Below are 10,748 nucleotides of genomic sequence, written 5' to 3' on the forward strand. Positions count from 1 at the left end.
TCTTCATATCTCAGTCAATGTCACTAAAAAGCACAAGTGCGCTTGTTTAAACCTGCGGAACGGTCTGAGCATGCGTTGAATAGTCAGGACGGATCCTGAACCAGATGGAATACATCGCTGGCAGGAACACCAGCGTCATGATGGTGCCAACGAACGTGCCCCCGATCAGTGTGTAGGCCAGCGTCCCCCAGAACACCGAATGCGTCAGCGGAATGAAGGCCAGGATCGCGGCCAGCGCCGTCAGCAGGACCGGGCGGGCCCGTTGAACCGTGGCTTCGATGACTGCGTGGAACGGGTCCAGCCCTTCCTGTTTGTTGTGATGGATCTGCCCGATCAGGATCAGCGTATTGCGCATCAGAATGCCCGAGAGTGCGATCAGGCCGACCAAGGCGTTGATCCCAAACGGCTGCTGGAAGATCAGCAGGGTCGGCACCACGCCAATCAGGCCCAGCGGTGCGGTGAGGAACACCATAATCATGGCCGAGATCGAACGCACCTGCACGATGATGATCAGCAGCGTCAGGGCCACCATGATCGGCACCAGCGGCACGATCGCCTTGCCGGCCTTGCCCGATTCCTCGATGGCCCCGGCCTGCTCGATCCGGTAGCCGTCAGGGAGGCTGGCGATGATCGGCTGCAGTTGCTTGACGATCGCGCTCGATACGTCTGGCGGCTGCAAGTCTTCGGCAATGTCACCGCGCACGGTGATGGTTGGCGTGCGATCACGTCGCCGCAGGATCGGCTCCTCCATACGCACATCAATCTCTGCGACCTGGGACAGCGGAATGCGCTGGCCTGCCGCACCCACCAGGGTAAAGCCCTCGATCCTGGCCGGATCGAGCCGGATATCACCGGCAGCACGACCGACCACCTGCACTGAGCGGATGTCCTCGCGAACCGCCGTGATCGGTACCCCCGAGAGCAGGAATTGCAACTGCTGGGCAACGGCATTTGACGTCAGCCCCACCGCCTGCAAACGATCCTGGTCCAGACTGAAATGCAACGTCGGCGTCAGCGCACCCCAGTCGGTATTGACGGTCCGCATCAGCGGGCTTGCCTGCATGACACTCTGGACCTGGTCTGCGATTTCACGCAATTTCGACGGGTCAGGCCCCATCACCCGGTAGGCAACCGGAAATGGCGAATACGGACCGAACACCAGTTGCGTCACACGGATACGCGCCTCTGGTGCGAGCCCCTCGGCAGCCGCCTCGCGGAGACGGAACTTGAGGGCCTCGCGCGCTTCCTGGCTCTGCGTCAACACCACGATCTTGGCGAACGAAGGATCGGGCAGTTCCGGCGCCATCGCCAGGTAGAAGCGTGGCGCGCCTTGGCCGATGTAGGCCGTGACGATTTTTGACTCATCCTGTTTCTGCAACCAGGCCTCGACCTTGGCAGTGGCGGCGCTGGTCTGCTCGATGGAGGTGCCATAGGGCATCTGCACCTCGACCATCACCTCGGGACGGTCTGACGTCGGAAAGAACTGTTTCTTGACCAGGCTCATGCCGAGAATCGCCACGACAAATGTCGCGACCACGGTGCCGGCCACCCACCACTTGCGCGCGATGACGCGGGTCAGGACCTGGCGAAAGCGATTGTAATGACGGGTGTTGTAGATAGCCGCGTGACCGCCCTCGACCTGCTTGATGTCCGGCAACAGCTTCACCCCCAGGTAAGGGGTGAACGCCACCGCCACCACCCAAGAAGCGATCAGGGCAATGCCGACGATCCAGAACATGTTGCTGGTGTATTCGCCGGCGGTCGACTGCGCGAAACCGTTGGGCATGAAGCCAATCGCCGTTACCAGCGTACCGGACAACATTGGTGCGGCGGTGTGGCTCCAGGCATAGGCGGAGGCTCTGATCCGGTCGTAGCCCTCCTCCATTTTCACCACCATCATTTCGATCGCGATAATCGCGTCGTCCACCAGCAGCCCGAGTGCCAGGATCAACGAACCCAGGGTGATCCGGTCGAAGTTCTTTCCGGTGGCCGCCATCACTACAAACACTATCGCCAGTGTCAACGGTACGGCGGCTGCGACCACAACGCCTACACGCCAGCCCATGCTGAGAAAGCAAACGAGCATTACAACCAGCAGCGCGACAAAAAATTTGACCATGAACTCACCGACGGCCGAGTCAATGTTCACGGCTTGATCGGTGACCTTGGTCAGCGTCATGCCCAGTGGCATGCCTTCATTGATCTTGGCGGTCTCCGCATCCAGCGCCTTGCCCAGGTCCAGGCCGTTCCAGCCCTCACGCATTATGACCCCCAGCAACAAGGCTTCTTCGCCATTGTTGCGCACCAGGAAAGTGGCCGGGTCTTCATATCCGCGCTCGACTGTCGCGACGTCCGAGAGCTTGAGCGTGCGGCCTTGAATCACAAGGGGCGTGTCACGAATGTTCGCCAATTTATCGAAGGCGCCGTCCACCCGCAGGACGACCTGTGGCCCGTTGGTTTCGATCGAGCCAGCGGGCGTGAGTACATTCTGATTGTTCAGCGCGGCGAAGATATCCTGGGGCGAGACGCCCAAGGTGGCCAGTCGATCATGGGAGAACGACACAAAGATCCGCTCGGGCTGCTCACCGATGATGTTGACCTTCTTCACGCCCGCCACGTGCAACAGGCGCTGGCGCAACGACTCAGCATCACGTACCAGCAGGCGCTGCGGCTCGCCTTTGGCTTTCAGGGCGAACAGCGCGAACGTCACATCGGAAAATTCATCATTGACCATCGGCCCAATCACGCCCGCCGGCAACTTGAGTGCTTCGTCCTGGAGCTTTTTGCGCGCCTGATAGAACTCCTCCTGCACTTGCGCAGGTGGCGTGCGATCGACCAGCGACACCATGGTGAACGCCAGGCCGGGACGGGTGTAGGTGTCCGTGCGGTCGTACCACTTCAGCTCTTGCAGGCGTTTTTCAAGCGGCTCGGCGACCTGGTCCTGCATCTCCTGGGCGGTCGCGCCCGGCCATGCGGTGATGACGGTCAACTGCTTGACCGTGAACGGTGGATCCTCGGCACGCCCCAACTGGAAGAACGCCAAGGTGCCCGCGACGGCAATCAGGAAGATCAGGAACACGGTAATGGAGCGCTCGCGAACGGCGAGTGCCGATAAATTGAGGCTCATTGACGGCCCCCGGCAACCTTCACATCACCCGGTTGAGCCAGTCGCACTTGCTCACCTTCACGCAGCAGGTGGGCGCCGAGCCCGACAATACGCTCGCCAACATTGAGATTGCCGGCGACTCGCGCAGTGTCATCGCTCAAACTCAGAATGTGCACAGGTCGCCAAGTGACTTTCGCCGGTTCCCCCTTTATGACCCACACGCCGGTGCCGTTGCCCGGGTCAAAAACGGCAGCGATCGGCACTTGCAGTGCCTGGCGTTGCACGCTGTCTTCGGCGATGCGAAGCGTGACGGTCGAACCCAGCGGCGCATTGGCCAGCGCACCCTCCAGCACATACCGCGCCTCGAAGGTACGCGTCACGCGGTCAGCCGAATCCGAAAGCAACCTCAGCTTCGCGGTGACCGCTCCGGTGGTGACACCATAACGCGTCGCCTGTGCGGTAGCGCCTGCGGCAGGTCGCAGCGTCTCGGGCAATTGCACAACGGCTTCGCGCTGCCCCGCCCGCGCCAGTCGAACCACGGTTTGCCCGGGGCTGACGACTTGCCCGGGCTCGGCAAGCGTTTCCATCACAACACCGTCGGCATTGGCGAGCAGCACGGCATAACCCGAAGCGTTCTGGGCGACGTCAGCCTGCGCTTGCGCAGCGCTGAGTTGTGCCTTGGCAGTATCGGCAGCCGCTTTTATCTGGTCATAGCCCGATGCGGAAATAGCGCCTGCGGCGACCAGGTCGCGATAGCGTGCCTCGTCATCGGCGGTCTGCTTGGCCCGGGCCCGAGCGGCAGCGACCGCTTCCTGTTGGGCTCGCGCCTGCAGCCCCAGGTCGATGGGGTCGAGGCGCATCAACGGCTGGCCGCGTTTGACGACCTGTCCGCTATCGACCAGGCGCTCAAGCACCTTGCCCGCTACCCGAAAGCCCAGATCACTCTGGACCCGAGCCGCCACGACGCCGGTAAAAGATCGCGAGAGATCAGACGAACCCTGGACTTCAGAGACCCGCACCAGGGGAGCAAGCGTGCGTGGATCTTTAGCGGTGGATGAGTCGCCACACGCCGTCAGGACGAGAGGCAACAAGCAAGCGGCAAAGGTGACAGGTCGAAGCCGGAGCATAGGTTCCCTTTTGGGCAGATAGGACAGGAGCCTCATTCTCAATCTAGTGACCATTTCTGTCAATCGTCACAACTCATCACGAAGCACTCGTCACAGCAATACTTGCCAATTCATAGGTGACCGCGCGACTGAATCCTATGAGCGCTCATTGACAGGTTGTGACCATAATATAATATGGTCACAACCCATCCACGGCTCCAGGAGTCTCAATGTCGCCCCTCCACCCCGCTGCTTTGCTGGTGAGCTTCAGCTTGATGACAGGCTGCACGGTCGGTCCGGACTACCAGCGTCCGGACGCTGCGCTGGCGCATCGTTACCTGGGCCAGGCGTCTGTCGAGCAGAGGTCCGCAGCGACATCGGCCAGCCTCGTCGCTTGGTGGGAAGGCTTTGCTGACCCAGTGCTCAGCAACCTGATTGCCCAGGCACTTGAGCAGAACCTGGACCTGGCCCAGGCTTCGGCCCGCGTCACCCAGGCACGGGCAGGCCTGGGGGCTGCAAATGCCGCGTTATTGCCCTCTGGAAACATCAGCGGGCAGGCCGCGCGCTCATACCAATCCGTGGAAACACCCCTTGGCCAAGTGCTGAACTCGACGCATGGATACGATCGGTACGGCAACGCCTACGAACTTAACGTGGGGGCCAGCTGGGAAATCGACCTCTTCGGCGGCCTGCGCCGTGGACGCGAGGCCGCATTGGCCCAATACCAGGCGTCCGAGGCTGGCGTCGCGGCCACACGACTGGTCGTTGCCGCGCAGACCGCCGATCTCTACATCACCGCCCGCGGGTTGCAGGCACGGCTGGACATCGCCAATCAACAAGTCAAGACGCAGCAGGATCTGTTGGAGAAAGCCCAACTGCTCTACAGCAAGGGCGTTGCGGCCAGCTATCAGGTTCACCAGGTCGAAGGCACCCTGTCACAGGTCCAGGCGACGGTGCCCGTGCTGCAGACCGGCCTGGATGCCGCCATGAATGCGCTGGATGTCATGCTTGGCACGCCGCCCGGCACCCATCGCACGCAACTGGCGAACGGACGAAGCACCCCTCTGGCGCCACAGATAACAGCCATGGGAACCCCCGCCGATCTGCTGCGCCGCAGGCCAGACCTGATCGTGGCCGAGCGCCGTCTTGCCGCCTCCAATGCGCGTATCGGCGAAGCCGTCGCTGAGTACTACCCGAAATTTTCCCTCAGTGCGTTACTGGGCAGTGCCACAGCGGTTTCCGGCGGCAGCCTCTTCACTGGCGATGCCAGCCAGGCGGCCGGCGCACTGGGCCTGCGCTGGAGACTCTTCGACTTTGGCCGCATCAATGCGCAAATCGATCAGGCCAAGGGGCAGGAAGCCGAAGCGCTGGCGGCCTACCGTCAGTCCGTATTGCGCGCCACCGAGGACGTCGAGAATGCCTTCTCCGCGCTGGTGAATCGAGAATCCCAGGCGAGCACCCTCACCCAGGGCGAAACCTCGCTGACGCAGGCCCGCCAATCGTCATTCATTGCCTATCAGAAAGGCACGGCCAGCCTGATCGATGTTCTGAATGCCGACGCGACACTGCTGCAAGTCTCCGATGCGCGGGCGCAAGCGCGCATGGAGTCGACACGGGCGGCGGTGGCGGCATTCAAGGCACTGGGCGGTGGCTGGCAGCCCCCTGAAGCCCAGCCGGTGGCAGCTCGCTGAGTTGATCAGATACAAGGCAATCACCGTGCTGACCTGGGCCACACCGCGCCGGTTTCATTGGGGCCTCATGGCACGCATCATGGGCGTCTGAGCAAGCACAAAGGCAGCTTTTTACCCTGGGGAACGACATTCCAAAGATATGACCATTTGTGCAAATGGTCACGAAGTGGATAAATAAAGGCGACTATCAGCCGCTGGAGCGGGAGGCGAATCGGATGGGTAAAGCGCCTGCAATGGCCTGGGTGCAATCTTCAGCCACAGTTCAAGGCATGAGGCTGCGCAAGATCAGGTTGCAGGTGAGCGTGGGGGCAACCTCGACGTAATCGAGGCTGTACTGCAGCAACAACGGATTGACGAAAGGCCGCAGCGCCAGATGGATCGCGTCGACGGTTTCGTCCAGTGGCGTCTTGCGCTCGAACTCGCCCAGTTCCCGTCCCTCGCGCACGATTTGCAACACGAAGCTCTTGATCCGTGCGTTATAGACTTGCGAACTGGGCCATTGCTCCGACGCGGAAAACGCCGCAATGTCATAGAGCTTGCGGTCATTGAAAAACAGGTTAACGCCTGTGGTGATCAGGGCCTTGACCAGGCGGCGAAAACGCTCCGTCGCTGAAAGCCCGTCTTCACTGATGGCCTGCTCCACCGCCGCGACGATTTCTGCCAGGCACTGGCTGCAGATGGCCTCGCCAATCGCCTGCTTGGAGTCGAAGAACTTGTAGATGTAGGCCTTGGAGAACCCAATGGCCTTGGCCAGGTCGGACACCGTGGTCTTGCCATAACCGTATTGACTGAAATGCTCGTTGGCCGCCGCGACAATCTGGTTTCGAATGTCGTGATCGGCGGGGCCGCGGGTGCTGGGCGAAGGTATTGAGGGCTGGTTCATGGAGGCAGCTTACGCATCCTGAAGATCGTTGACAACTTGTGACCATTAAGTAATAGCGTCACAAGCCAGCCACTATCAACCTGTCGGCACGCCCCTTCCTTCTATTTGGCGAAAATCTGGCTCATATCCTTGAACGCCTTGAATTCCAGCGCATTACCGCAAGGATCGAACAGAAACATCGTCGCCTGCTCTCCAACCTGTCCTTTGAAACGTACGTAAGGCTCGATCACGAACTCGGTGCCAAAGGATTTCAGCCGCTCGGCCAGCGCTTCCCACTCCTGCCAACCCAGAATGATGCCGAAGTGAGGCACCGGCACGTCGTGCCCATCGACCGGGTTGCTGTGCACGCTCTCTTGGGAAGCGGTCTTTGGCTGTTCATGGATAACCAACTGGTGGCCATAGAAGTTGAAGTCGACCCAGTGGGCACTGGAACGCCCCTCTTGCAACCCAAACACTTCGCCATAAAAGGCCCGGGCGCCTGGAAGGTCATAAACAGGGATTGCGAGGTGGAATGGGGAAAGGCTCATCACGGCTCCTGTTGCTTTTTATAAGGACCGGGCCATCGTAAGGCTCGGTTCCAAACAAGAAAAACAATATATTTCTCTCAGTAACACAATTAATATTTGTGAATGATAAAAGAACTCAAGACCCTTATCGCCGTAGCACGGGAAGGTACTTTCGCTGCCGCAGGCCATAAAATCGGCCTCACCCAGGCGGCGGTCAGCGCACAGATCCAGCGCCTGGAGGCCGAGCTTGGCTTCGAGATTTTCGACCGCAAGGGACGCACGGCCCACCTCAATCGAATGGGCCATCAAATACTCTTGCAAGCGCAAGAGTTGTTGCGCCTTTACGACAATCTTGGCGCGAGCCCTGCCGGGCTTGCCCCCAGCGTGCTGGTGAACATTGGCGCTATCGCTTCGGTGCAGCGCTCCTTCCTGCCAGACGCGCTCGCCAGGTTTCACCAACAATGTCCGCAGTGCCGCACGCGGGTGCTGCCTGGCGTGTCGATGGAGTTGATCAACCAGGTGGATGCCGGCGAAATCGACATGGCCGCCATCATCCGCCCGCCTTTCTCGCTGCAAAGCGATCTGCGCTGGATGACCCTGGCGCTTGAGCCGTATCGCCTGATCGTTCCAAGCGCGCTCCCCGGAGAAGACTGGGTCGAACTGCTTGGCAGCCAACCCTTCATTCGTTATGACCGGGCGTCGTTCGGTGGCCGGCAGGTGGACCGTTTCCTGCGCAAGATGCATTTCGCCTTGCATGAAGTCAGCGAGCTGGATGAACTGGAAGCCATCATCAAACTGGTTGGAAACGGCGTCGGTGTGGCTTTGGTGCCGCAAACCGCGACCCACCGCAAATGGCCAGAGGGTGTGCGCGCCCTCGACCTCGCAGAGCACACTTTCCACCGTGATGTCGGGCTCGTCCATCGACCTCGACAAAGCCTCACCGAACCGGCGGGGATACTGGTGCAGTTGATTGCCGAGCAAGCCCGAGCCACCCCCGTATGAATCACACCTCTTTGCACCCAAACAAAAACCAATGCGCAGGCTCAAGGTTTTTGTCGACCGGATGATCTATACCTTCAAGTACACGCAGCCAGGCCAAGGCAACAGACTGGCGTGTGCTGATAAGACGACTGTGGCAAACCCGCTTCGGGTGCGCTACATGACATAAAACGTCGGCCTGCAAGACGCTGTTTTCCGCGCCCCCTTTTGGATGACGCCCCACTTTCCATGCCTGAAGTATTGATCATGAGCCCGAGCAAACGCGTTTTGAATGCCCCCACCAGAGCGTTATCCAGGCTTTGTCTGTTGTTACCGCTGTTGGCTGTCAACAATGCACGCGGTGAACCCTTGGAGATAGAACTGCATATCCTCGACGCGCCGCCGCTGACATTCGTCGACGACCCCAGGGGCCACGGAATCGTTGGCGATGTCGCCGTGGCGGCAATGACCAAGGCCGGGTACGCCGTGAAAATCCATGTGCTCCCCTGGGCCAGGGCACAGAAGCATGTCAGTGAAGAACAGGACCACTTGATCACGCCCCTTTCGCGCATCCCCACCCGTGAGGATCGCTTCACCTGGATCGCTTCGATCATGCCCATGGAGCGCGCTTTTTTCAGCCTTGAGCGGCGGGTGAGCAGCTTTGCCCAAGCGAAGGAAACCTACCGCAAGATCGGCGTCGGCCTGGGCAGCGCACAGGAAGATATCCTGCGCACCGAAGGGTTCAGCGATGAGCAGATCCATCCGCTGGCCATTGGCGACAACCCCGCCCAGTTGCTCTTGATGGGGCGCATCGATGCGTGGTTCAACGGTGTACCGGAGAGTCGGTACATTTGGCCGAAGGTATCCAAGCGCAAACTGCTCATGAGCCCGGTCGGCAGCAGCGCCGATCTATACCTGGCCTGCTCGAAGCAATGCTCGCCAGAAATGGTCGAGGATTTGCGCGAAGCGGTTGAAGCGCTTCGCGCGGATGGGACAGTCAAGCGGGTTCATGACATTTATCTGCCACAGTAGGCGGTGGTGAGGGGATAAATCCCCTCGCCACAATAATTCCACATCTAATGAACCGTATTGCCGGACCAGAGTCCTTATCGATGGCTTATATCATTCTGAATGATAGTTACCTTTGCTTCATTCGATTCGTTCCTCTGCCTTGTGCCACGCATCATCCGCCCATTCTCAATACATTGGCGGATGCTATCCATGGAACATTCACTTTCAAAACTGCGTTTTCCCCTCGCGCTGCTGGCGGTGCTGGTGATGAGCGCCTGCGGCAAGACTCCCGACACGGCAGCGTCCATGCCGCCGGCCAAAGTCAGTGTGGCCAAGGTGCTGGAGCAGCCTGTCAACGAATGGGATGAGTTCACCGGCCGCCTTGAAGCACCGGAAACCGTTGAGATCCGCCCACGGGTCTCCGGGCAGATCGACGAAGTGGCCTTCACCGAAGGTGCGCTGGTCAAGAAAGGCGACCTGTTGTTCCAGATCGACCCACGCCCCTTCCAGGCTGAAGTACGTCGCCTCGAAGCCCAACTGGCCCAGGCTCGCGCCACCGCCACCCGCAGCGCGAACGAAGCCCAGCGTGGTGAACGCCTGCGCTTGAGCAACGCCATTTCCGCCGAACTGGCCGACTCGCGTACCAGCGCCGCCCAGGAAGCCCGGGCCGCCGCCGCGGCTATCCAGGCACAATTGGACCTGGCCAAGCTGAACCTGAGCTTCACCCGGGTGACCTCGCCCATCAGCGGTCGCGTCAGCCGGGCGGATATCACCGCCGGCAACCTGGTGACTGCAGACGTCACCCCGCTCACCAGCGTGGTTTCCACCGACAAGGTCTACGCCTACTTCGATGCCGACGAACGCGTCTTCCTCAAGTACACCCGACTTGCCCGCCAGGGCAAGCGCGGCCAGGCCACGCCGGTCTATATGGGCCTGTCCAATGAGGACGGCAACCCGCACCTGGGCCACATGAATTTCATCGACAACCAGGTCAACCCGCAGACCGGCACCATCCGTGGCCGCGCCGTGTTCGACAACAAGGACGGCGCCTACACCCCAGGGCTGTATGCCCGACTGAAACTGGTGGGCAGCGGCACTTATTCCGCCGTGCTGATCAACGACGAAGCCGTGGGCACCGACCTGGGCAAGAAATTCGTACTGGTGATGGACGCCGACAACAAGCCGGCCTACCGCGCCGTCGAGTTGGGGCCGAAGATCGAAGGGCTGCGCATCGTGCGCAATGGCCTGAACAAGGACGACACCATCATCGTCAAGGGGCTGCAACGGGCTCGTCCCGGTTCGCCGGTCACGCCTGAAACCGTGCCGATGGCCAGTGAAGAAACCATCGCCGCCCTGGCACAACAACGAAAAGCGCTCGAAGCCAGCAACCTGCCCCAAGTCGCGCCGTCCAAGGCCGCGTCAGACTCGGCAGGCAAGTTGGCCGCTGCGACCCCACGCGGTTAAGGG

General features: G+C 60.6%; 8 protein-coding genes. 4 read left to right on the forward strand and 4 right to left on the reverse strand.

Annotation, left to right across the window (positions count from 1 at the left end; all coding sequences use genetic code 11):
• Positions 1-46: 46 nt before the first annotated feature.
• A complete protein-coding gene (locus AC09SL_RS06225) occupies positions 47-3,127 on the reverse strand; it encodes an efflux RND transporter permease subunit (RefSeq protein ID WP_058545859.1) in 3,081 nt (1,026 codons plus the stop codon).
• Positions 3,124-4,233 (reverse strand): efflux RND transporter periplasmic adaptor subunit, encoded by a 1,110-nt coding sequence (locus AC09SL_RS06230; protein WP_058545858.1) that lies wholly within the window; start codon positions 4,231-4,233, stop codon positions 3,124-3,126. Before AC09SL_RS06230 ends, AC09SL_RS06225 begins: the two co-directional genes overlap by 4 nt.
• 209 nt (positions 4,234-4,442) lie before the next feature.
• Here AC09SL_RS06230 and AC09SL_RS06235 point away from each other — a divergent pair, with 209 nt between their 5' ends.
• Positions 4,443-5,903, forward strand: coding sequence for an efflux transporter outer membrane subunit (locus tag AC09SL_RS06235; RefSeq protein ID WP_058545857.1), 1,461 nt, complete (start codon positions 4,443-4,445; stop codon positions 5,901-5,903).
• A gap of 262 nt (positions 5,904-6,165) precedes the next feature.
• Here the strand turns inward: AC09SL_RS06235 and AC09SL_RS06240 are convergent, their stop codons facing one another.
• Positions 6,166-6,786 (reverse strand): TetR/AcrR family transcriptional regulator, encoded by a 621-nt coding sequence (locus AC09SL_RS06240; protein ID WP_003202289.1) that lies wholly within the window; start codon positions 6,784-6,786, stop codon positions 6,166-6,168.
• Positions 6,787-6,887: 101 nt separating this feature from the next.
• Complete coding sequence (locus tag AC09SL_RS06245) at positions 6,888-7,313, reverse strand: VOC family protein (RefSeq protein ID WP_058545856.1); 426 nt, start codon at positions 7,311-7,313, stop codon at positions 6,888-6,890.
• Positions 7,314-7,415: 102 nt separating this feature from the next.
• On the opposite strand from AC09SL_RS06245, the gene AC09SL_RS06250 reads away from it, so the two are divergent.
• The 3 genes from AC09SL_RS06250 to mexE all read left to right on the forward strand — a co-directional run bounded on the left by AC09SL_RS06250 (position 7,416) and on the right by mexE (position 10,745).
• Positions 7,416-8,294, forward strand: a complete 879-nt coding sequence (locus AC09SL_RS06250) for a LysR family transcriptional regulator (protein WP_058545855.1) — start codon at positions 7,416-7,418, stop codon at positions 8,292-8,294.
• Positions 8,295-8,537: 243 nt separating this feature from the next.
• Positions 8,538-9,302, forward strand: a complete 765-nt coding sequence (locus AC09SL_RS06255; protein ID WP_058545919.1) for a substrate-binding periplasmic protein — start codon at positions 8,538-8,540, stop codon at positions 9,300-9,302.
• A 189-nt stretch (positions 9,303-9,491) separates the two neighbouring features.
• Entirely contained in the window at positions 9,492-10,745 is a 1,254-nt protein-coding gene (gene mexE / locus AC09SL_RS06260) for a multidrug efflux RND transporter periplasmic adaptor subunit MexE (RefSeq protein WP_058545854.1), read from the forward strand.
• The last annotated feature ends 3 nt before the right edge of the window (positions 10,746-10,748 follow it).

The sequence above is a fragment of the Pseudomonas sp. PF05 genome (genome assembly GCF_056521845.1).

Excerpts from the sequence above, each read along its gene's own strand:
- AC09SL_RS06230 (WP_058545858.1), bottom strand. The coding sequence starts at position 4,233 with ATGCTCCGGCTTCGACCTGTCACCTTTGCCGCTTGCTTGTTGCCTCTC.
- AC09SL_RS06240 (WP_003202289.1), bottom strand. The coding sequence starts at position 6,786 with ATGAACCAGCCCTCAATACCTTCGCCCAGCACCCGCGGCCCCGCCGAT.
- AC09SL_RS06235 (WP_058545857.1), top strand. The coding sequence starts at position 4,443 with ATGTCGCCCCTCCACCCCGCTGCTTTGCTGGTGAGCTTCAGCTTGATG.
- AC09SL_RS06250 (WP_058545855.1), top strand. The coding sequence starts at position 7,416 with ATGATAAAAGAACTCAAGACCCTTATCGCCGTAGCACGGGAAGGTACT.
- AC09SL_RS06225 (WP_058545859.1), bottom strand. The coding sequence starts at position 3,127 with ATGAGCCTCAATTTATCGGCACTCGCCGTTCGCGAGCGCTCCATTACC.
- mexE (WP_058545854.1), top strand. The coding sequence starts at position 9,492 with ATGGAACATTCACTTTCAAAACTGCGTTTTCCCCTCGCGCTGCTGGCG.
- AC09SL_RS06255 (WP_058545919.1), top strand. The coding sequence starts at position 8,538 with ATGAGCCCGAGCAAACGCGTTTTGAATGCCCCCACCAGAGCGTTATCC.
- AC09SL_RS06245 (WP_058545856.1), bottom strand. The coding sequence starts at position 7,313 with ATGAGCCTTTCCCCATTCCACCTCGCAATCCCTGTTTATGACCTTCCA.